Annotated in this window: 20 protein-coding genes; 14 read left to right on the top strand and 6 right to left on the bottom strand. The window is 70.4% G+C overall.

Annotation, left to right across the window (positions count from 1 at the left end; translation table 11 throughout):
- Positions 1–61 precede the first annotated feature (61 nt).
- A complete protein-coding gene (locus tag KUM44_RS19690; RefSeq protein WP_217209421.1) occupies positions 62–1,648 on the top strand; it encodes a GMC oxidoreductase in 1,587 nt (528 codons plus the stop codon).
- Positions 1,649–1,667: 19 nt separating this feature from the next.
- Here the strand turns inward: KUM44_RS19690 and KUM44_RS19685 are convergent, their stop codons facing one another.
- Entirely contained in the window at positions 1,668–3,464 is a 1,797-nt protein-coding gene (locus KUM44_RS19685; protein ID WP_217209420.1) for a long-chain fatty acid--CoA ligase, read from the bottom strand.
- Positions 3,465–3,760: 296 nt separating this feature from the next.
- Between KUM44_RS19685 and KUM44_RS19680 the strand changes: the two genes are divergently transcribed.
- The 6 genes from KUM44_RS19680 (at position 3,761) to KUM44_RS19655 (ending at position 9,042) form a co-directional block, all read left to right on the top strand.
- On the top strand, positions 3,761–4,558 hold the full coding sequence (locus KUM44_RS19680) for a metallophosphoesterase (protein ID WP_217209419.1): 798 nt from the start codon (positions 3,761–3,763) through the stop codon (positions 4,556–4,558).
- 101 nt (positions 4,559–4,659) lie between these two features.
- Positions 4,660–5,100, top strand: coding sequence for an SRPBCC family protein (locus KUM44_RS19675; RefSeq protein ID WP_217209418.1), 441 nt, complete (start codon positions 4,660–4,662; stop codon positions 5,098–5,100).
- 242 nt (positions 5,101–5,342) lie between these two features.
- Positions 5,343–6,521 carry an ArsA family ATPase gene (locus KUM44_RS19670; protein ID WP_217209417.1) on the top strand — a complete coding sequence of 393 codons (1,179 nt, stop codon included), beginning with the start codon at positions 5,343–5,345 and terminating at the stop codon, positions 6,519–6,521.
- Between the two features lie 57 nt (positions 6,522–6,578).
- On the top strand, positions 6,579–7,082 hold the full coding sequence (locus tag KUM44_RS19665) for a DUF5304 domain-containing protein (protein ID WP_217209416.1): 504 nt from the start codon (positions 6,579–6,581) through the stop codon (positions 7,080–7,082).
- Positions 7,083–7,199: 117 nt separating this feature from the next.
- A complete protein-coding gene (locus tag KUM44_RS19660) occupies positions 7,200–8,153 on the top strand; it encodes an ROK family glucokinase (protein ID WP_030047662.1) in 954 nt (317 codons plus the stop codon).
- 142 nt (positions 8,154–8,295) lie between these two features.
- Positions 8,296–9,042, top strand: a complete 747-nt coding sequence (locus KUM44_RS19655) for an endonuclease/exonuclease/phosphatase family protein (RefSeq protein WP_217209415.1) — start codon at positions 8,296–8,298, stop codon at positions 9,040–9,042.
- Positions 9,043–9,048: 6 nt separating this feature from the next.
- On the opposite strand, the gene KUM44_RS19650 is transcribed toward KUM44_RS19655, so the two are convergent.
- Together KUM44_RS19650 and KUM44_RS19645 are read right to left on the bottom strand one after the other, a co-directional pair.
- Positions 9,049–9,744 (bottom strand): hypothetical protein, encoded by a 696-nt coding sequence (locus tag KUM44_RS19650; protein ID WP_217209413.1) that lies wholly within the window; start codon positions 9,742–9,744, stop codon positions 9,049–9,051.
- Positions 9,737–10,516: a carboxylesterase gene (locus KUM44_RS19645; protein WP_217209412.1), complete on the bottom strand. Its 780-nt coding sequence runs from the start codon at positions 10,514–10,516 to the stop codon at positions 9,737–9,739. Before KUM44_RS19645 ends, KUM44_RS19650 begins: the two co-directional genes overlap by 8 nt.
- A 150-nt stretch (positions 10,517–10,666) precedes the next feature.
- Between KUM44_RS19645 and KUM44_RS19640 the strand changes: the two genes are divergently transcribed.
- The 4 genes from KUM44_RS19640 to KUM44_RS19625 all read left to right on the top strand — a co-directional run bounded on the left by KUM44_RS19640 (position 10,667) and on the right by KUM44_RS19625 (position 14,556).
- Positions 10,667–11,389: a 1-acyl-sn-glycerol-3-phosphate acyltransferase gene (locus KUM44_RS19640; protein WP_217209529.1), complete on the top strand. Its 723-nt coding sequence runs from the start codon at positions 10,667–10,669 to the stop codon at positions 11,387–11,389.
- Positions 11,390–11,461: 72 nt separating this feature from the next.
- A complete protein-coding gene (gene macS / locus KUM44_RS19635) occupies positions 11,462–12,691 on the top strand; it encodes a MacS family sensor histidine kinase (RefSeq protein WP_217209411.1) in 1,230 nt (409 codons plus the stop codon).
- Positions 12,688–13,389, top strand: coding sequence for a response regulator transcription factor (locus KUM44_RS19630; RefSeq protein ID WP_217209410.1), 702 nt, complete (start codon positions 12,688–12,690; stop codon positions 13,387–13,389). The genes macS and KUM44_RS19630 overlap by 4 nt, the downstream gene beginning before the upstream one ends.
- A gap of 138 nt (positions 13,390–13,527) precedes the next feature.
- Entirely contained in the window at positions 13,528–14,556 is a 1,029-nt protein-coding gene (locus KUM44_RS19625) for a 6-phosphofructokinase (RefSeq protein WP_217209409.1), read from the top strand.
- 44 nt (positions 14,557–14,600) lie between these two features.
- Here the strand turns inward: KUM44_RS19625 and KUM44_RS19620 are convergent, their stop codons facing one another.
- Positions 14,601–16,466: an anthranilate synthase family protein gene (locus KUM44_RS19620; RefSeq protein WP_217209408.1), complete on the bottom strand. Its 1,866-nt coding sequence runs from the start codon at positions 16,464–16,466 to the stop codon at positions 14,601–14,603.
- 115 nt (positions 16,467–16,581) lie between these two features.
- Positions 16,582–16,638 carry a trp operon leader peptide gene (locus KUM44_RS47595; RefSeq protein WP_071528813.1) on the bottom strand — a complete coding sequence of 19 codons (57 nt, stop codon included), beginning with the start codon at positions 16,636–16,638 and terminating at the stop codon, positions 16,582–16,584.
- Between the two features lie 104 nt (positions 16,639–16,742).
- On the opposite strand from KUM44_RS47595, the gene KUM44_RS19610 reads away from it, so the two are divergent.
- Both KUM44_RS19610 and KUM44_RS19605 read left to right on the top strand, forming a co-directional pair.
- Positions 16,743–18,095, top strand: coding sequence for a class II 3-deoxy-7-phosphoheptulonate synthase (locus KUM44_RS19610; protein ID WP_217209405.1), 1,353 nt, complete (start codon positions 16,743–16,745; stop codon positions 18,093–18,095).
- Between the two features lie 119 nt (positions 18,096–18,214).
- Positions 18,215–18,475, top strand: a complete 261-nt coding sequence (locus tag KUM44_RS19605; protein ID WP_254389763.1) for a bacterioferritin-associated ferredoxin — start codon at positions 18,215–18,217, stop codon at positions 18,473–18,475.
- A gap of 22 nt (positions 18,476–18,497) precedes the next feature.
- Here KUM44_RS19605 and bfr read toward each other — a convergent pair whose 3' ends face one another.
- Complete coding sequence (gene bfr / locus KUM44_RS19600) at positions 18,498–18,974, bottom strand: bacterioferritin (protein ID WP_030051286.1); 477 nt, start codon at positions 18,972–18,974, stop codon at positions 18,498–18,500.
- Between the two features lie 176 nt (positions 18,975–19,150).
- On the opposite strand from bfr, the gene KUM44_RS19595 reads away from it, so the two are divergent.
- Positions 19,151–19,783, top strand: a complete 633-nt coding sequence (locus KUM44_RS19595; RefSeq protein WP_062718982.1) for a sulfite oxidase-like oxidoreductase — start codon at positions 19,151–19,153, stop codon at positions 19,781–19,783.
- The last annotated feature ends 12 nt before the right edge of the window (positions 19,784–19,795 follow it).

Below are 19,795 nucleotides of genomic sequence, written 5' to 3'. Positions count from 1 at the left end.
TGCTGCGCACATGACATCAAACCTGATGCAGCGTCAGCTGACAAGACGTCAAATCCTCGGCATGGCGGCACTCCAAACCGCAGCCACGCTCGGCTTCACCCGCATCGGCCTCCAGTCCGCCCGAGCAGCCCAGCCCGACGCCGTCGAATCCGCCCCCGCCATAGTCGTCGGTTCCGGCTACGGCGCCGCCGTGGCCGCCCTCCGCCTCGGCCAGGCCGGCATCCGCACCCTCGTCCTCGAAATGGGCCGCCTCTGGAACACCGCCGGCCCCGACGGCAAGGTCTTCTGCTCCACCGCCGCCCCCGACCGCCGCTCCATGTGGTTCCGCACCCGCACCGAGGCCCCGCTGGCCACCTTCCTGTGGCTGGACGTCGTCAACAAGGACATCAGCCCGTACCCGGGAGTCCTGGACCGCGTGCACTACGACCACATGTCCGTGTACGTGGGCCGGGGCGTCGGCGGCGGCTCCCTGGTCAACGGCGGCATGGCCGTCACCCCGCTCCAGTCCTACTTCGCCGAGCAGTTCCCGACCGTGGACACCGCGGAGATGTACCGCACCTACTTCCCGCGTGCCCGCTCCATGCTCGGCGTCAACACCGTCGACCCCGCGTGGTTCGAGTCGACCGAGTGGTACCGCTTCACCCGGATCTCCCGTAAGCACGCGAGCAACGCCGGTCTGAAGACCACCTTCGTGCCCAGTGTCTACGACTTCGGGTACATGCAGCGCGAGGCGGCCGGGACGGCCACCAAGTCCGCCCTCGCCGGCGAGGTCATCTACGGCAACAACCACGGCAAGCGCAGCCTCGACCAGACGTACCTCGCCTCCGCGCTCGGCACCGGGAACGTCACCATCCACACGCTGGAGCGGGTGAAGTCGATCAGCCGGTCCGCCGACGGGACGTACGTCCTGGCCGTCGACCGGACCGACGACACCGGTACCGTCGTGGAGACCAAGGAGTACGGCTGTACGTACCTCTTCCTCGGCGGCGGCAGCGTCGGTACCACCGAACTCCTCGTCCGGGCGCGGGAGTCGGGCACCCTGCCCGCCCTGGACGCCGGCGTCGGCACCGGGTGGGGGACCAACGGCAACGTCATGCTCGGGCGGGCCAACCACCTGTGGGACACCGTCGGGGCGAACCAGTCGACCATGCCGGTCATGGGCATCGACGACTGGGCCAACGCAGCCAACCCCGTCTTCGCCGAGATCGCGCCCTTGCCGACGGGCCTTGAGCACTGGGTCAGCCTCTATCTGGCGATCACCAAGAACCCGGAGCGCGCGTCGTTCTCGTACGACAGCGCCACCGGAGCCGTGAAGCTGGGGTGGAGTGCCGCCCAGAGTGCCGTGTCCGTGGGGATGGCGAAGAAGCTGTTCGACCGGATCAACCGGGCGAACGCCACGATCTACCGGTACGACCTGTTCGGCTCGGGCAACAAGGTCTTCGCCGACGACTTCACGTACCACCCGCTGGGCGGGTGCGTGCTGGGGAAGGCGACCGACGACTACGGCCGGGTGAAGGGGTACTCGCGGCTCTACGTCACCGACGGCTCGCTCGTGCCCGGGTCGATCGGTGTGAACCCGTTCGTGACGATCACCGCGCTCGCCGAACGCACGATGGCGCGGGTCCTCGTGGAGGACACCGCGCCATGACGCTTTTCCGGAAGGGGCCCTACTTCTGGTAGATCGCCTCGATCTCGTCCGCGAAGTCCTTCGCCACGACGTTGCGCTTGAGCTTCAGCGACGGCGTCAGATGGCCCGAGTCCTCCGTGAACTGGGAGGGGAGAATGCGGAACTTCCGCACCGATTCCGCCTTCGACACCGCGGCGTTGCCGTCGTCGACCGCCGACTGGATCGCGGCCAGCAGGTCGGGGTCCTCGTGCAGCGACGCCGCGGTGGAGCCCGCCGGTTTGCCGTGGTCGGCGCACCAGCGGCCCAGGAACTCCTCGTCGATGGTGACCAGCGCGCCCACGAACGGCCGCCCGTCGCCCACCACCATGCACTCGGCCACAAGCGCATGCGCCCGGATGCGGTCCTCGATCACGGCCGGGGCGACGTTCTTGCCGCCCGCGGTGACGATGATCTCCTTCTTGCGGCCGGTGATCCTGAGGTAGCCGTCCTCGTCGAGCGTGCCGATGTCGCCGGTGTGGAACCAGCCGTCGGCCAGCGCCTCCTCGGTCGCGCCCGGGTTGTTCCAGTACTCCTTGAACAGGTGCTCGCCGTGCAGCAGCACCTCACCGTCGTCGGCGATACGGATCACCGAGCCCGGCAGGGGCTGGCCGACCGTGCCGATCTTCTGGCGGTCCCAGGGGTTGAAGGCGGTGGCGGCGCAGGACTCGGTCAGGCCGTAGCCCTCCAGGACCGTGAAGCCGATGCCGCGGAAGAAGTGCCCGAGCCGCTCGCCCAGGGGGGCACCGCCGGAGATGGCGTACTCACCCTTGCCGCCGAGGACCGCGCGCAGCTTGCTGAAGACGAGCTTGTCGAAGACCTTGTGTTTGATCTTCAGGCCGACCGGCGGGCCGGACGGCGTGTCCAGCGCCTTGCTGTAGGCGATGGCCGTGTCCGCCGCCTTGTCGAAGATCTTGCCCTTGCCGTCGGCCTGCGCCTTGGCGCGTGCGCTGTTGTACACCTTCTCGAAGACGCGCGGCACGCCCAGGATCAGCGTCGGGCGGAACGCGGCGAGCTCGTCCGTGAGGTTCTTGATGTCCGGGACGGTGCCCAGCTTGATCGGCGCCATCATCGGCGCCACCTGCACCAGGCGGCCGAAGACGTGGGCCAGCGGGAGGAAGAGCAGGACCGAGCACTCGCCGGTGCGGAACAGGGGCCGCAGGCGCTCGACGATGTTGCCGCACTCGGCGAAGAAGCTGCGGTGGGTCAGCACGCAGCCCTTGGGGCGGCCGGTCGTGCCGGACGTGTACACGATCGTCGCCGGGTCGTCGGCCTTCGCCAGCGAGCTGCGCTCCTCGACGGTCGCGTCGCTGATGTCCTGCCCGAGCCGACCCAGCTCGTCCACACCTCCGGCCTCGATCTGCCAGACGTGCTTGAGCGCGGGCAGCCGGTCGCGCACCGACTCGACGGCGGCGGTGTGGCCGTCCAGCTCCGTGATCATGGCGGTCGCGCCCGAGTCGCCGAGGATCCACTGCACCTGCTCGGGCGAACTGGTCTCGTACACCGGCACGGTGACCGCACCGGCCGACCAGATCGCGAAGTCGAGCAGGGTCCACTCGTAGCGCGTACGGGACATCAGACCCACCCGGTCGCCCGGCCCGACCCCGGCGGCGATGAGCCCCTTCGCGGCCGCGTGCACCTCGGCGAGGAAGGTGGTGGCCGAGACGTCCTGCCAGGCACCGCCCACCTTGCGGGCGATGACGGCGACGTCCGGGTGCTGCGCGGCGTTTCTGCGGACGATGTCGGTCAGGTTGCCGTCCGCAGGGACCTCGTACAAAGCCGGAAGGCTGAACTCGCGCAAGACTGCTGCTCCTCATAGGGCGCCGGCGCCACGACGTTGTGCGATGCGACGGTGCGGTCCATGGCTCGGGCAAGTGCTCTGGGATTCACATGTTGAAATCCAGAGCACGACTGGACCGACCGGACGTTACCCGCCGGTATGGCCTCTTCGACAGGGGGGTCCGGCGAGATGTTCGCTGCGTCACACGGATTGGTACCTCTGCGCGCACAGTAGTCGAGCCATCTGACGACTGGCCAGTAACCATCGGTTCGGCCGCCACTGTTCACGTTTGCCGCACATGCTTACCCTTGATCGTCATGGCACCGACACCGACGGGAAACCGCAGGACCCGCGTCCACGTGGTCAGCGACGTACACGGCAACGCCCGCGATCTGGCCCGGGCCGGCGACGGCGCGGACGCCCTGATCTGCCTGGGCGACCTTGTGTTGTTCCTGGACTACGCCGACCACTCTCGCGGCATCTTCCCCGACCTGTTCGGCGTGGAGAACGCCGACCGCATCGTGGAGCTGCGCACCGCCCGGCGCTTCGAGGAGGCGCGGGAGCTCGGGGCGCGGCTGTGGGCCGGAATCGGCTCGGACCGGTGGGTGGTGATCGAGAAGGCGGTGCGCAAGCAGTACGCCGAGCTGTTCGCGGCGTTCCCGACACCGACGTACGCCACCTACGGCAATGTCGACATGCCGCCCCTGTGGCCGGAGTACGCCGGACCCGGCACGACGGTGCTGGACGGGGAGCGGGTCGAGATCGGCGGGTGGGTCTTCGGCTTCGTGGGCGGCGGCCTGCGCACACCGATGCGGACCCCCTACGAGATCAGCGACGAGGAGTACGCCGCGAAGATCGAGGCCGTGGGGGAGGTGGACGTGCTCTGCACGCACATTCCGCCGGAGGTCCCCGAGTTGGTGTACGACACGGTGGCCCGGCGCTTCGAGCGGGGAAGCAAGGCGCTGCTGGAGGCGATTCGCCGTACCCGCCCCCGCTACTCCCTGTTCGGGCATGTCCATCAGCCGCTGGTCCGCCGGATGCGGATCGGGGCGACGGAGTGCGTGAACGTGGGGCACTTCGCCGGGTCGGGGAAGCCGTGGGCGCTGGAGTGGTGAGGTGGGGTGAAGTCGGCTGGTCGGACGCGCGGTAGCCTTCACGCTGCGCACGCGTGCGCACCACGACTTCTTACCGGACCGCTTCTGGAGGAGCCACGGCGATGGCGGAACACACCAGCTCGAGCATCACGATCGAGGCGGCACCGGCCGATGTCATGGGGGTGATCGCCGACTTCGCGCGCTACCCGGACTGGACCGGTGAGGTGAAGGAGGCGGAGGTCCTCAAGACCGACGGCCAGGGGCGTGCCGAGCAGGTCCGGCTCGTCATGGACGCCGGCGCGATCAAGGACGACCAGGTACTGGGGTACACCTGGACCGGCGAGAACGAGGTGTCCTGGACGCTGGTGAAGTCCCAGATGCTGCGGTCGCTCGACGGCTCGTACATCCTGAAGCCGGCCGGGGCGGGGGCGACCGAGGTCACCTACCGGCTGACGGTCGACGTCAAGATCCCGATGCTGGGGATGATCAAGCGCAAGGCGGAGAAGGTCATCATCGACCGGGCGCTGGCGGGGCTGAAGAAGCGGGTGGAGTCCGCCAAGTAGGGGTTGCGCCGTGGGGGTGCCGGTGCCTTGCCGGGTGCGAGCCCGTCGTGGCTGGTCGCGCAGTTCCCCGCGCCCCTCAGGGCGTTGCAGCTCGGCCGCGGGCATGCGTGCCGCCTGGGGCGGCACGGGTGGGCGCGGGCGGCGCCCCGTCAGCGCCGGATTGCGCGACACCCCCCGCCCAGCCAGAGCGCCGGGCACCGCGGAACAGGGCTGAACCGCGACGTCCGTTACGGTTCACCCCCATGCGCACCATCCTGATCACCGGACCGGGCGGCAGCGGCCGTACCACCGTCGCGGCCGCCACCGCGCTCGCCGCCGCCCGCGAGGGCACCCGCACCCTCGTCCTCAGCGCCGACCGCACCGACACCCTGGGCGCGGCACTCGGCGCGAGCACGGGGCCGGACCCGACCGAGGCCGCGGCGAACCTCACCGCGTGGCGGCCCGACGCGGCGACCGGGTTCCGGGACGACCTCGCCGCCTTCCAGGAGCGCGCCTCCTCCGCCCTCGACCTGCTCGGCGCCTCCCGGCTCGACCCGGAAGAGGTCACCCCACTGCCCGGCGCCGAGGAACTCGCGCTGCTGAGGGCGCTGCGGGACGCCGCGCTGGCCGAGGCGCACGACCTCCTCGTCGTCGACCTGCCGGCCACCCCGCACGCCCTCGCCCTGCTCTCCCTCCCCGAAGAACTGCGCCGCTACCTGCGCCGGCTGCTTCCGCCCGAGCGGCAGGCGGCCCGCGCGCTGCGGCCCGTGCTGGGGCGGCTGGCCGGCGTTCCGATGCCCGCGGAGTGGCTGTACGAGACCGCGGCCCGCTGGGACCTCGACCTCGCCGCCGTCGAGGCCGTCGTCGCCGACCGCGACACCGTCGTACGGCTGGTCGCCGAGCCCGGCCCGGGCGGCGCCGACGCCGTACGGGCCGCCCGCCTCGCCCTCGCCCTGCGCGGCCTGCGCCCCGACCTGCTGGTCGCCAACCGGGTTCTGCCGGAGGCGGAGGCAGGGCCCGGCAGCTGGCTCGCCGGGCCCATCGCCCAGCAGCGCAAGACCCTGGAGGAGTGGCGGGAGGAGGGCCACGGCATCCAGGGTGTCGCCCACCTGGGGCGGGACCCGCGCGGCGCCCACGACCTCGCCGATCTCGCCGTGCCCACCGTCAACGACACGTCGTCCACGGTCGAGTGGCCCGTCACCGACCGGCTCGCCGAGGACGGCGTCCTCGTCTGGCACATCCCGCTGCCCGGCGCCGTACGCGACGAACTCGACCTCATCCGGCGCGGCGACGAACTCGTCGTCACCGCGGGGCAGTTCCGGCGTATCGTGCCGCTGCCGTCCGCGCTGCGCCGGTGCCGGGTGGACGGGGCCGCACTGCGGGACGGAGAGCTGCGGATCCGGTTCGCGCCGGACCCCGGTCTCTGGCCCGGCGCACGGTGAAGCAGGTACGCCCGTTCGGGTAACGTCGTAGAGACGAACCGTAGTCAGGAGTCCGTCATGAGCGAAGAGCTCCCCCCGTCCGACGCCGCGGAGCACGAGGCGATCGACGAGGTACGGGCGACCGACGCCGACGCCTGGGCGACGGCGTGCGCCGAGGACCTCGCCGAGGAGAAGGCGCGGCGCCGCGCCCAGTACGGTCCGCAGCCCGGCGCCGCCGCCGAGGAACTGCGCAAGCTCGTCGACGCCGTCGCGGACAAGCTGTCCACCCTCCAGTCCCCGCTGCTCGGCGCGGTCGCCGGACCCGCCGCCCAGCAGGTGGTCAAGCAGGTCGTGGAGCAGGCCAAAGCGGCCGTCGAGCCCGTGATAGAGCGCAACCCGGACGTCTTCGACCACCTCGCCGCGGCCGGCGGCGAACTCCTCGCCGCCTACCGCTCCGCGGTCCAGGCCCAGGAACGGCGCTGGACCACCCGGGAGACCGGCGGGCACGACCTGGACGAGCGCCCGGACCGCCCCGACCGGGGCGACGACGCCGGTCCCGGAGAACGCATCGACCTGGACTGATTCCCCCGGATCCAGAACCGTCGGCCGACCCCGTCCGCCGGGCGGACGACGGGGCCCCGACGACAGGGCCTCGGGTACGGTTGGCCGTAGCGGGGCTCGACCGAAACTGAGGGATTCATGGGACTCACCATCGGCGTCGACATCGGCGGCACGAAGATCGCGGCCGGCGTGGTCGACGAGGAAGGCAACATCCTCTCGACCCACAAGGTGCCGACCCCGGGCACGCCCGAGGGCATCGTGGACGCCATCGCCTCCGCGGTGGAGGGCGCGCGCGCCGGGCACGAGATCGTCGGCGTGGGTATCGGTGCGGCCGGTTACGTCAACCGCCAGCGCTCGGAGGTCTACTTCGCCCCGAACATCCACTGGCGCAACGAGCCGCTCAAGGAGAAGGTCGAGGCCCGCGTCGGCCTCCCGGTCGTCGTGGAGAACGACGCCAACGCGGCCGCGTGGGGCGAGTACAAGTTCGGCGCCGGCAAGGGCCACCGCAACGTCATCTGCATCACGCTGGGCACCGGCCTCGGCGGCGGCATCATCATCGGCAACAAGCTGCGCCGCGGGCACTACGGCGTGGCCGCCGAGTTCGGCCACATCCGCATGGTGCCGGACGGCCTGCTGTGCGGCTGCGGCTCGCAGGGCTGCTGGGAGCAGTACGCCTCCGGCCGCGCCCTGGTCAGATACGCCAAGCAGCGCGCCAACGCCACCCCGGAGCACGCCGAGATCCTGCTCGGCCTGGGCGACGGCAGCCCCGAGGGCATCGAGGGCAAGCACATCTCCATGGCCGCCCGCCAGGGCGACCCGGTCGCCGTCGACTCCTACCGCGAACTCGCCCGCTGGGCCGGCGCCGGCCTCGCCGACCTGGCCTCGCTCTTCGACCCGTCCGCCTTCATCGTCGGCGGCGGCCTCTCGGACGAGGGCGAACTCGTCCTCGACCCCATCCGCAAGTCCTACAAGCGCTGGCTGGTGGGCGGCAACTGGCGCCCGGTCGCCGACGTGATCGCCGCCCAGCTGGGCAACAAGGCGGGCCTGGTGGGCGCGGCGGACCTGGCTCGCGAGCCGGACCCGATCATGTAGGGGTCGGTTGTCCAGGGGTCGGTTTTCGACCTACGGGGCTGCGGTGCCCTCAGGGGCGCGGGGAACTGCGCGACAAGCCACGACGGACCGGTAGTCGCGCACAAACCTCGCGCCCCGAGCTGTTGGGCGTAAATTGATCGCCATGGAGTCGCTCCCCAATTCCCGTACGGAGCCCGACGGTTCAGCCGTGTTCCGAGTCCTCAGCTACAACATCCGCTCCATGCGCGACGACACCGACGCCCTCGCCCGCGTCATCACCGCCTGCAACCCCGACCTGGTCCTCATCCAGGAAGCTCCCCGTTTCTTCCGCTGGCGCAAGAAACTCTCCCGCCTGGCCCGCGCAGCGAACCTCGTCATCCTCACCGGCGGCGCCACGGCCGCCGGCCCGGCGATCCTCTGCAACCTGAGGGCCACCGTGGAGCGCACGGAGGACGTACTCCTCCCCCTCACCCCCGGACTCCACAGACGCGGCTTCGCCACGGCAGTGGTCCGTTTCGGCGCCGCCCGCCTGGGCGTCCTCAGCTGCCACCTCTCCTTGCAGAAGGACGAGCGCCATGAGCAGGGCGGCATGCTGCTCGACCGGCTCGCCGGGATGGGCGTGGAGCACGCCGTCGCGGGCGGCGACCTGAACGAACGCCCCGCCGGGCGCACCTTCCGCCGCATGGCCGACGATCTCCAGGACTGCTGGGCCACAGCGCCCTGGGGCGCCGAGTACACCTCGACCCCCGCCGACCCGCACCAGCGCATCGACGCGATCTTCGCCACCAAGGGCATCGAGGTGCTCGGCTGCGGTGTGCCCGTTGGCCATCCCGGTGTGACGGAGACAGACCTGAGGGCGGCCACGGACCACCTGCCGGTCCTGGCCGCCCTCAAAGTTCCGGCGTCCTAGAGCGTCCTAGACGACGGCGCCCCGCCCGGGATCGTCGTCGTCCTCGTCGTCCGTCTTCATCCGCATCACCAGCGTGGCGAACCCGCCCAGGAAGCCGCCGATGCCCAGCGTCGCCAGCCACCACGTCATGTCCCAGCCGAGCAGGACGGCGAGCAACAGCAGGATCGGCCCGCCGATCACCCCGAGCCAGGCGAACTTCGCGGTCGCGTCGGCGGCGGGCAGCGGCGGCGGCTCCGGCGGGACGAAGTGGCCCTCGTCGTCCGCGTCGAAGTCGTCCTCGGCCGGCTCGGGCACGCTGTAGTCGCGCGGGCCGACGCCGGGGGCGAAGGAGACGGAGCTGCCCAGCGGCTTGACCGGCTTGTCCTCCCGGGCATCCGTGGCCTCGTCGGCCTGCTTGGCCTTCGCGCCGTTCTCGCGTTTCTCGCTCTTCTCGCCCTTCTCGGGCTTGCGGTCCGCGTCCGCCCCGTCGCCCGTCCCGCCGTTCGTGCCGTCGTTCGTGCCGTCGTTCGTCTCGGACTCCAGCAGCGCCAGGTCCTCCACCGACTTGAACGGCTTGGAACCCGGAGGGTCCGGCGGCTCCTCGCCGTATCCGGCGACGATCGCGGCCCAGGCGGCGTCCTCGTCGAACGGGACGTGCTGCTCTTCCGGCTCGCGATCGTCGCGGTCCTCACGCTTCTCGCGGTCGGAGTCGTGCTCAGCCACGTGCAGTCGTCCCTTCTCTGCCGACGCCGGTAGCGAGCCGGTCGATGAAGCCGATGCTCTGCTCGAAGATCCGGTCCGCGTCATGGTCCAACGTCGCCACGTGATAGCTCTGTTCCAGCACGATCTCCGTTACGTCCGTGGACGACACCCGACTCAGGATCCGGGCCGAGTCCGCCGCCGGCACCGTGTGGTCCTGGGCGCTGCGCAGAAGCAGCAGTGGCTGGGTGACCTGCGGCAACTCGCCGTCGACCAGCCGGAAGAAGTTCCGCAGCGAGTGGGCCGCGTGCAGTGGCACCCGGCCGTACCCGATCTCGACGCCGCCCTCCTTGGCGATGTCGCCCACGATCCCCGGCGCCGTACGGACGAAGTGGCGGGACACCGGCAGGGTGTACGCGGAAAGGCCGTGCACCTTGTTCGCCGGGTTGACGACCAGCACGCCCGCGACGCCCTCCCCGTGCTTCGCGGCGAGCCGCAGGGCCAGGGTGCCGCCCATGGAGAGGCCGGCCACGAAGACCCGGGCACAACGGTCGCGCAGATTGCGCAGCTCGCGGTCCACCTCGGCGTACCAGTCCTGCCAGCCGGTGAGCCGCATGTCCTCCCAGCGTGTGCCGTGGCCCGGCAGCAGCGGCAGCGAGACGGTGTGCCCGCGCTCGGCGAGATACGCCGCCCAGGGACGCAGCGACTGGGGGGAGCCGGTGAAGCCGTGGCAGAGGAGAACCCCGGTCTCCCCGCCCTCGCGGCGGTACGGCTCGGCTCCAGGAAGGACCGGCACCTTACGGTCTCCTGTTCGTGAGAAGGGCCAGGTGTGGTTCACCGTACGCGACCGCACTGACACCGACCAGGGTCGCCGGACCCATTGACAGTGCTCCGGGTTAAGGTCTGATCGACAGACACAGGAGGCACTCGGTTGTTGTACGGCGCGATGAAGGTGGCCATCGGGGGACCGTTGAAGGTCGCCTTCAGGCCCTGGGTGGAGGGCCTGGAGAACGTTCCGGCCGAGGGCGCCGCGATCCTCGCGAGCAACCACCTCTCGTTTTCCGACTCGTTCTTCCTGCCCGCGGTCCTCGACCGCAAGGTGACCTTCATCGCGAAGGCCGAGTACTTCACGACGCCCGGCGTCAAAGGCCGGATGACGGCCGCGTTCTTCAAGGGCGTCGGCCAGCTGCCCGTGGACCGCTCCGGGGCGCGCGGGGCGGGCGAGGCGGCCATCAAGAGCGGCATAGAGGTGCTGGAGCGCGGTGAGCTGTTCGGCATCTATCCGGAGGGCACGCGCTCGCCCGACGGGCGTCTCTACCGGGGCAAGCCCGGCGGCCTCGCGCGCGTGGCGCTCGCCACCGGAGCGCCGGTGATCCCGGTCGCCATGATCGACACGGAGAAGATCCAGCCGCCCGGCCAGGTCATGCCCAAGCTCATGCGGCCGGGCATCCGGATCGGCAAGCCCCTGGACTTCAGCCGGTACCAGGGCATGGAGCACGACCGCTTCGTGCTCCGCGCGCTGACCGACGAGGTCATGTACGAGATCATGAAGCTCTCCGGCCAGGAGTACGTGGACATGTACGCGACGGCCGCCAAGCGGCAGCTCGCGGATGCCGCGAAAGCCGAGAAGGAACAGTCGAAGAAGGAACAGGCGAAGAAGCCGAAGTAGGCGGACGAGGAGCGGTCCGGGGCCCGGGCAGGGCAGTCCGGGCGGGCGACTCGAAAAACGGGGGTGGGGGAGATGGCCAAGCGTGAGCGGGTCATGAGGATGTCGGTCGAGCAGCCGCTGTGGCGTGCGCTCGCCGGTTACCGGGTGCTGACCATGGTGTACGCCATCGGCCTCTTCATCAGCGCCTACGACGAAGTCGCCCGCCCCTGGGTGGCCATCGCCTACTTCGTCGTACTGGCCGTCTGGACCCTGGCCACCCTGCCCAGGGTCGCGAACGCCGCGAGCTGCACCAAGCGTTTCCTCGTCCTGGACCTCACCGTCGCCCTGGCCGGCATCCTGCTCACCCGGCTCGCCGAGACGCCCGCGCGGATCGACGCCGGTTCCCCGACCCTGCCGTCGATATGGACCGCGGGCGCCGTGCTCGCGTTCGCCATCAAGGGCGGCTGGCGCTGGGCCGCCTTCGCCTCGACGCTGGTCGCCGCCGCCAACCTGATCCACCGCTCCGGCGTACCGACCCGCGACACCGTCCACATGGTGCTGCTCGTCTGGATCGCCTCCATCGCCATCGGCTACGTCGTCGAGGTCGCCCGCGCCTCCGAGCGCACCCTCGCCCGCGCCCTGGAGATCGAGGCGGCGACCCGGGAGCGGGAGCGGCTCGCCCGGGACATCCACGACAGCGTGCTCCAGGTGCTGGCGATGGTGCAGCGGCGCGGCGCGGTCATCGGCGGCGAGGCGGCCGAGCTGGGCCGGATGGCCGGTGAGCAGGAGGTCGCGCTGCGCACGCTGGTCTCGGGTGGGCTGCTGCCCGTGTCCCGGGTGTCGGAGGACATCGCCGAGGGCGCCGTCGTACGGGCCGTGGAGGAGCCGGACGACTCCACCGGGCCCGTCGATCTGCGCGCGCTGCTCGCCCCGTACGCCGGCGCCATGGTCAGCCTCGCCGAGCCCGGCGCGCCCGTGACGCTGGCCCCGCCCGCCGCGCGGGAGCTGGCCGCGGCCGTGGGGGCCGCCCTGGACAACGTCCGCAAGCACGCGGGGGAGCACGCGCGCGCGTGGATCCTCGTCGAGGACGAGCCCGACGAGGTGATCGTCACCGTACGGGACGACGGCCCCGGCATCCCCGAGGGCCGGCTCGCACAGGCCGAGGGCGAGGGCCGGCTCGGGGTCGCCCTGTCGATCCGGGGACGGCTGCGGGACCTCGGCGGCAGCGCCGAGCTGATCTCGGTGCCGGGCCAGGGCACCGAAGTGGAACTGAAAGTACCGAAGGCCGACAGCGCTTCACGGGGGAAGGCGGGACAGCGATGACGGACACCGCGACCGGGCAGGACGGACAGCAGGGCGCGATCAAGGTCATGGTGGTCGACGACCACCCCATGTGGCGCGACGCGGTCGCCCGCGACCTGGCCGAGTCCGGCCTCGACGTGGTCGCCACGGCGGGCGACGGCGACCAGGCCGTACGCCGCGCCAAGGCCGCCGCCCCCGACGTCCTCGTCCTGGACCTCAACCTGCCCGCCAAGCCCGGCGTCCAGGTCTGCAAGGAGCTGGTCGCGCACAACCCCGCGCTCCGCGTCCTGGTGCTCTCCGCGAGCGGCGAGCACGCCGACGTCCTGGAGGCCGTGAAGTCGGGCGCCACCGGCTATCTGCTGAAGTCGGCCTCGACGGAGGAACTCCTCGACGCGGTGCGCCGTACGGCCGTCGGCGACCCGGTGTTCACCCCGGGCCTGGCCGGTCTGGTCCTCGGTGAGTACCGCCGTCTCGCCTCCGACCCGGGTCCCGCCGCCCCGGACGCCGACCAGCCGAAGGCCCCGCAGCTCACCGAGCGCGAGACCGAGGTGCTGCGGCTCGTCGCCAAGGGCCTGAGCTACAAGCAGATCGCCGAACGCCTGGTCATCTCCCACCGCACGGTGCAGAACCACGTCCAGAACACTCTCGGCAAACTCCAGCTGCACAACCGGGTGGAGCTGGTGCGGTACGCGATAGAGCGCGGTCTCGACGACGAGTGATCCATCGGCCGTCCGGTTGACGGCGCGTAAACCGAACACCCGGCGGTTCACCGGAATTGCCGCTCCTACCCATCCCGCTGTGACCTGGATCACCATTAGCGTGGCCTCACCAGGCAACCGCGGCGAAGGGACATTTCCATGCGGGTCGGAGTACTGACCGGAGGCGGCGACTGCCCCGGTCTTAACGCCGTCATCCGGGCCGTCGTCCGCAAGGGCGTGCAGGAGTACGGCTACGACTTCGTGGGCTTCCGGGACGGCTGGCGAGGTCCGCTCGAGAACGACACCGTCCGTCTCGACATCCCCGCCGTGCGCGGCATCCTGCCCCGCGGCGGCACCATCCTCGGCTCCTCGCGCACCAACCCGCTGAAGCAGGAGGACGGCATCCGGCGCATCAAGGAGAACCTCGCCAAGCAGGAGGTCGAGGCGCTCATCGCGATCGGCGGCGAGGACACCCTCGGCGTCGCCGCCCGCCTCTCCGACGAGTACGGCGTGCCCTGCGTCGGCGTACCCAAGACGATCGACAACGACCTGTCCGCGACCGACTACACCTTCGGCTTCGACACCGCCGTCGGCATCGCGACCGAGGCGATCGACCGGCTGCACACCACCGCCGAGTCCCATATGCGGGTCCTGGTCTGCGAGGTGATGGGCCGTCACGCCGGCTGGATCGCCATCCACTCCGGGCTGGCCGGCGGCGCCAACGTCATCCTCATCCCCGAGCAGCGCTTCGACGTCGACCAGGTCTGTGCCTGGATCGCCTCCCGCTTCAAGGCCTCGTACGCCCCCATCGTGGTGGTCGCCGAAGGCGCCATGCCGAAGGACGGCGACATGGTCCTCAAGGACGAGTCGCTGGACTCCTTCGGGCACGTCCGGCTCTCCGGCGTCGGCGAATGGCTGGCCAAGGAGATCGAGAAGCGCACGGGCAAGGAGGCCCGCACCACGGTCCTCGGCCACATCCAGCGCGGCGGCACCCCGAGCGCCTTCGACCGCTGGCTCGCCACGCGCTTCGGCCTGCACGCCATCGAGGCCGTGCGCGACGGCGACTTCGGCAAGATGGTCGCCCTGCGCGGCACGGACATCGTCCGCGTCCCGATCGGGGAGGCGACGGCCAAGCTGAAGACGGTCGACCCGAAGCTGTACGACGAGGTCGGGGTCTTCTTCGGCTGACGGCAGGCGTGAGCGGAGGTCCGGGGGCGGCAGCCCCCGGACGACTAAACGGTCGTGTTCCGCAGCTGACCGACCAACTCCCGTACGAGGGCAGCCCCGTTCAGTGTCAGGACCGACTCCGGGTGGAACTGCACCCCGGCGAACCCGGGCCCCCGTACGGCGTGCACCTCCGCATTGTCGGCCCGGCTGACCTCGATGCCGTGTGCGCCCAACTCCTCGGCCACCTCGTCGTCGCAGCGCGCCACGAAGCTGTTGTAGAAGCCGACCGTCTCGGCCCGCCCGAACAGGTCGATCGTCGCCTGCGCGCCCTGGTACGGCACTTCCTTGCGTACGATCTCCAGGCCCAGCTCGGCCGCGATCAGCTCATGGCCGAGGCAGACTCCGAGGACGCCGTGCCGGTGGTTGCCGATCACCTCGGCGGTGAGGCCGCGTAGCAGCCGCATCTTCGGGTCGGTGAGATCGGACGGATCTCCAGGGCCGGGGCCCAGCACGACCGGCCCGTCGTGCGCGCGCACCGCTTCCCGCACCCCGTCCTCGTCGTACCGCCGGACGGTCACCTCCAGGCCGCTCGACCGCAGCACGTGGGCCAGCATCGCCGTGAAGGTGTCCTCGCCGTCGACGACCAGCGCGTGTCCGGTGAGCTCCTCGGACCGCTCCTGCAACCGCAGCCAGAAGGGGGCCAGCGACGCCCGGCGTCCGTCGAGCGCGGCACGCACGCGTGGGTCGTCGGCGAGACGTACGCGCGCGTGCTCCTCGCGCGGGCGGGACAGCCGTACGCCAAGAGCCGCCAGCACTCCCGCCGCCTTGGCATGCGTCTCCGCGACCTCGCTCTCCGGCTCGGACCCGCGCACGAGCGTCGCGCCGACCGGTACCCGCAGCCCGCCGTCCGCGTCGATGTCGGCGGTGCGGATGAGGATGGGGGAGTCCAGGGTCTGGGCCCCGCCGGCGTCCCGGCCGATCAGGGCCAGCGCACCGGCGTAGTACCCGCGCCCGCCGACCTCGTGCCGCTCGATGACCCGGCAGGCGTTCTGCACGGGCGAGCCGGTGACCGTGGCCGCGAACATGGTCTCCTTCAGGACCTCCCGCACATCCAGCGAGGACTTCCCGCGCAGCTCGTACTCGGTGTGTGCGAGGTGCGCCATCTCCTTCAGCCGGGGCCCCACGACCACCCCGCCCATGTCGCCGACGGTGCACATCATCTTGAGCTCCTCGTCGACGACCATCGACAGCTCCTCGATCTCCTTGCCGTCGGCGAGGAAGTCCAGCAGATGCTCGGGGGTGGGGCCCTCGGCGGGGTAGCGGTACGTCCCACTGATCGGGTTCATGACGACGGTGCCGCCGGACATCCGCACATGCACCTCGGGGCTCGCGCCGACCAGCGTCCGGTCCCCGGTGTGCACGACGAACGTCCAGTACGCGCCCCGCTCGCCCTCCAGCAGCCGCCGGAACAGCGCCAGCGCGTCGGCCCGACCGAACCCCGGGATCACCCCCTCGTACGTCCGCCGGATCACGAAGTTCGCGCCCTCGCCGCGCCCGATCTCGTCCCGCAGCACCCGCCCGACGATCTCGCGGTACTCCTCGTCGGCGACGTCGAAGCCACCGCCCTCGACCCGCACGTCGTGGGCCGGGAGCTGCTCCAGGGCTTCGGCGAGCGGGATGCCGTACGTCTCCTCGGGGGCCAGCACCGTGAGGGGCGTGCCGTCGTCGCGGACGTCGAAGCCGCGCTCGCGGATCTGCCGGAAGGGGACGAGCGCCAGGCCCTCGTCGGGGAGGTCGGCCAGGCGGTCGTACGTGGTGACCGGGCCGATCAGGACCTCGACCGTCGCGCTTTCTTCGACGGCGCGGCCCGGTGTGCGGCGGCGCAGCAGGGCGAACGGGCGGGGATCGTCCAGCAAGCCGAGCAGGTTCATGGGTCCGTGCTCCTTCTCAGTGAGACTCGGTGGTGCTCAGTCGGAGAGGAACGGACTTGGGAAACGCCGAAGGCCGCCCCTCGGGCGGCCTTCGCGAAGTCTGTCGTACGCGCGATCAGTGGGCCGCCGGATGAGCGGTCCACCACCAGTTCTGGGTCGAGTGCGCGAACATGCGAGGCACCCTACCCCAAAGCCCGGTGTCCGGGACGTGTACCCCGTGTCTCAATTGCTGGGCATGGGGCAGGACGCCCGACACGACCCCGTAATGTTGAGTGCGTGACCGTGAACGCTAAGACCAGCGCGAGCGCTGGCAACACCTGGCGAGACCTGCCCGCGGCGCAGCAGCCCGAGTACCCCGACACCGAGGCTCTGCGCGCAGTCGTTGCGGAGCTGGAGTCGTATCCGCCGCTCGTCTTCGCGGGCGAGTGCGACCAGCTGCGTGCCCGGATGGCGGCCGTCGCCAAGGGAGAGGCGTTCCTCCTCCAGGGCGGCGACTGCGCCGAGGCCTTCGACGCGGTGTCCGCCGACCACATCCGCAACAAGCTCAAGACCCTGCTCCAGATGGGCGCCGTGCTGACGTACGCCGCCTCGGTGCCGGTCGTGAAGGTCGGCCGTATCGCCGGCCAGTACTCCAAGCCGCGCTCCAAGGGCACCGAGACCCGCGACGGCGTGACCCTGCCGACCTACCGCGGCGACTCGGTCAACGGCTTCGACTTCAACGAGGCCGCCCGCGTCCCGGACCCCGAGCGCCTGAAGCGGATGTACAACGCCTCCGCCTCGACGCTCAACCTGGTGCGCGCCTTCACCACCGGCGGTTACGCCGACCTGCGCCAGGTGCACGCCTGGAACCAGGACTTCGTGAAGTCGTCCCCGTCGGGACAGCGCTACGAGCAGCTGGCGCGCGAGATCGACCAGGCGCTGAACTTCATGCACGCCTGCGGGGCCGACCCGGAGGAGTTCAAGACCGTCGAGTTCTACTCCTCGCACGAGGCGCTGCTGCTCGACTACGAGTCGGCGCTGACCAGGGTCGACTCCCGCACGGGCAAGCTGTACGACGTCTCGGCGCACATGGTGTGGATCGGTGAGCGCACCCGGCAGCTGGACCACGCGCACATCGAGTTCGCCTCGAAGATTCGCAACCCGATCGGCATCAAGCTCGGCCCGTCGACGACGGCCGAGGAGGCGCTGAAGTACATCGAGCGCCTGGACCCCGACCGTGAGCCGGGCCGGCTGACCTTCATCGTCCGCATGGGCGCCGACAAGGTCCGCGACAAGCTCCCCGAGCTGGTCGAGAAGGTCACCGCCTCGGCCGCGACCGTGGCCTGGGTGACCGACCCGATGCACGGCAACACCTTCGAGGCGGCCTCCGGTCACAAGACCCGCCGCTTCGACGACGTGCTCGACGAGGTCAAGGGCTTCTTCGAGGTCCACAAGGCGCTCGGCACCCACCCGGGCGGCATCCACGTGGAGCTCACCGGTGACGACGTCACCGAGTGCGTGGGCGGCGGCGACGAGATCTTCGTCGACGATCTGCACCAGCGCTACGAGACGGCCTGCGACCCGCGGCTCAACCGCAGCCAGTCGCTCGACCTGGCCTTCCTCGTCGCGGAGATGTACCGGGACCAGTGACGGGATCGCCTGTCACAGGAGCGTGAGTGGGGCGCGGATCACATTCGATCCGCGCCCCACAGCACTTTTACCGTTCCGGTGAGCCGGGTAAGGTTAGGTTAGCCTCACCGATCAAGGGGATGGCACGACTTCGATCCCGGCGGGAGGTGGTCCGCGTGTACGTCTGTAGTTGCTTCGGTGTCACCGAGCAGCAGGTCAAGAAGCACGCGGAGGACGGCGCCTGTACGCCCCGCCAGATAGCGTCCGCCTGCAAGGCCGGCACCGACTGCGGCTCGTGCGTACGCCGGATCCAGGCGATCCTGGGCCGGGCCGCGTGCCCCCGTCGTGAGCTGGCCGACCAGGGCAAGCCGGTGCTCACCGACCTGGCGGACGCGGCGTAGCTCCTGTCGCCTCGTCGGCTCCCTAGCTCGGCTGCTCGATCTGCTGCGCGAGGTACAGCGCCTCACCCAGCTTGTCGATGAGCTCCAGCTGGGTGTCCAGGTAGTCGATGTGGTGCTCCTCGTCCTCGAGGATCGACTCGAAGAGGTTCGCGGACGTGATGTCGCCCTTGGTGCGCATCACCTCGATACCCCGCTTGAGGCGGTCGATCGCCTCGACCTCGACCTGCCGGTCGGCCTGGAACATCTCGGTGACCGTCTGACCGACCCGCACATGGAACAGGCGCTGGTAGTTGGGCAGGCCGTCCAGCATGAGGATGCGCTCGGTGATCTTGTCCGCGTGCTTCATCTCATCGATGGACTCTTCACGCGTGTACTTGGCGAGCTTCGTCCAGCCTTTGTTGTCCTGGATCCGGTAGTGCAGCCAGTACTGGTTGATCGCCGTCAGCTCGCCGGTCAGCTGCTCGTTGAGGAATTCGAGGACCTCGGGGTCGCCCTGCATCGCAGAGGCTCCTTCCACGCGGGGGAACTGGCAGGTTGCGCCGCATGATTGCACCGGCAGGGAAGATCGTCCAGTAAGTCTTCACTTAGTAAGTTAGGGCATGCTTAGTCCGTTATGAGGTGAATTGGGGAGGGGTGTGGTCAGGTGCACTGCCCCGGGTCTGTCAGGATGGAGTCATGGGTCAGCCGGTGGAGCGCGAAGGTGGAGCAGCAGCACACTCCGAGCTTCCGCCGGGACAGCGCGTGCAGCGCGGCTGGCCCGTCACGCACTACGGACCGGTTCCCAAGTTCCGGCCCGAACGCTGGGAGTTCAGGGTGTTCGGGGCGACCGCCGACGGCGAGAAGCACTGCTGGACCCATGAGGAGTTCACGGCCCTGCCGTACAAGACCGTCCTCGCCGATCTGCACTGCGTCACGAAGTTCAGCATGCTCGGTGCGGAGTGGGGCGGCATTCCGGCCCGGACGATCCTGGAGATCGCCCCGCCGGCGCCGGCCGTCACCCATGTGATGGTGTGGGCGGAGTACGGCTTCAGCTCCAACCTGCGCCTCGCCGACTTCGCCTCCGAGCGCGCGATCTTCGCCACCCACAAGGACGGCGAACTGCTCACGGCGGAGCACGGTTTCCCGCTCCGCCTGGTCGTCCCCCATCTGTACGCCTGGAAGGGGCCCAAGTGGGTCCGGGGCGTGGAGTACATGACCGCCGATCGCCGCGGCTTCTGGGAGGAGCGCGGCTACCACAACATCGGCGACCCCTGGAAGGAACAGCGGTACTCGTACCAGGAGGAGCCCGGGGACGGGCCCGAGCTCTGACTCCCGTCGTCG

Origin of the sequence: Streptomyces sp. AC550_RSS872 (assembly GCF_019049285.1) — a bacterium.
In the GTDB taxonomy this organism is placed as follows: domain Bacteria; phylum Actinomycetota; class Actinomycetes; order Streptomycetales; family Streptomycetaceae; genus Streptomyces.
The sequence above is the reverse complement of the archived record's forward strand: the minus strand, read 5'-3'. Positions and strand labels throughout refer to the sequence as shown.

Bases quoted from the DNA above. Each gene is read 5' to 3' on its own strand.
- KUM44_RS19665 (WP_217209416.1), top strand. From the start codon at position 6,579: ATGAGCGAAGAGCTCCCCCCGTCCGACGCCGCGGAGCACGAGGCGATC.
- KUM44_RS19605 (WP_254389763.1), top strand. From the start codon at position 18,215: ATGGCACGACTTCGATCCCGGCGGGAGGTGGTCCGCGTGTACGTCTGT.
- KUM44_RS19670 (WP_217209417.1), top strand. From the start codon at position 5,343: ATGCGCACCATCCTGATCACCGGACCGGGCGGCAGCGGCCGTACCACC.
- KUM44_RS19620 (WP_217209408.1), bottom strand. From the start codon at position 16,466: ATGAACCTGCTCGGCTTGCTGGACGATCCCCGCCCGTTCGCCCTGCTG.
- KUM44_RS19690 (WP_217209421.1), top strand. From the start codon at position 62: ATGGCGGCACTCCAAACCGCAGCCACGCTCGGCTTCACCCGCATCGGC.
- KUM44_RS19640 (WP_217209529.1), top strand. From the start codon at position 10,667: ATGAAGGTGGCCATCGGGGGACCGTTGAAGGTCGCCTTCAGGCCCTGG.
- KUM44_RS19675 (WP_217209418.1), top strand. From the start codon at position 4,660: ATGGCGGAACACACCAGCTCGAGCATCACGATCGAGGCGGCACCGGCC.
- KUM44_RS19655 (WP_217209415.1), top strand. From the start codon at position 8,296: ATGGAGTCGCTCCCCAATTCCCGTACGGAGCCCGACGGTTCAGCCGTG.
- KUM44_RS19660 (WP_030047662.1), top strand. From the start codon at position 7,200: ATGGGACTCACCATCGGCGTCGACATCGGCGGCACGAAGATCGCGGCC.
- KUM44_RS19625 (WP_217209409.1), top strand. From the start codon at position 13,528: ATGCGGGTCGGAGTACTGACCGGAGGCGGCGACTGCCCCGGTCTTAAC.
- bfr (WP_030051286.1), bottom strand. From the start codon at position 18,974: ATGCAGGGCGACCCCGAGGTCCTCGAATTCCTCAACGAGCAGCTGACC.
- KUM44_RS19680 (WP_217209419.1), top strand. From the start codon at position 3,761: ATGGCACCGACACCGACGGGAAACCGCAGGACCCGCGTCCACGTGGTC.
- KUM44_RS19630 (WP_217209410.1), top strand. From the start codon at position 12,688: ATGACGGACACCGCGACCGGGCAGGACGGACAGCAGGGCGCGATCAAG.
- macS (WP_217209411.1), top strand. From the start codon at position 11,462: ATGGCCAAGCGTGAGCGGGTCATGAGGATGTCGGTCGAGCAGCCGCTG.
- KUM44_RS19595 (WP_062718982.1), top strand. From the start codon at position 19,151: ATGGGTCAGCCGGTGGAGCGCGAAGGTGGAGCAGCAGCACACTCCGAG.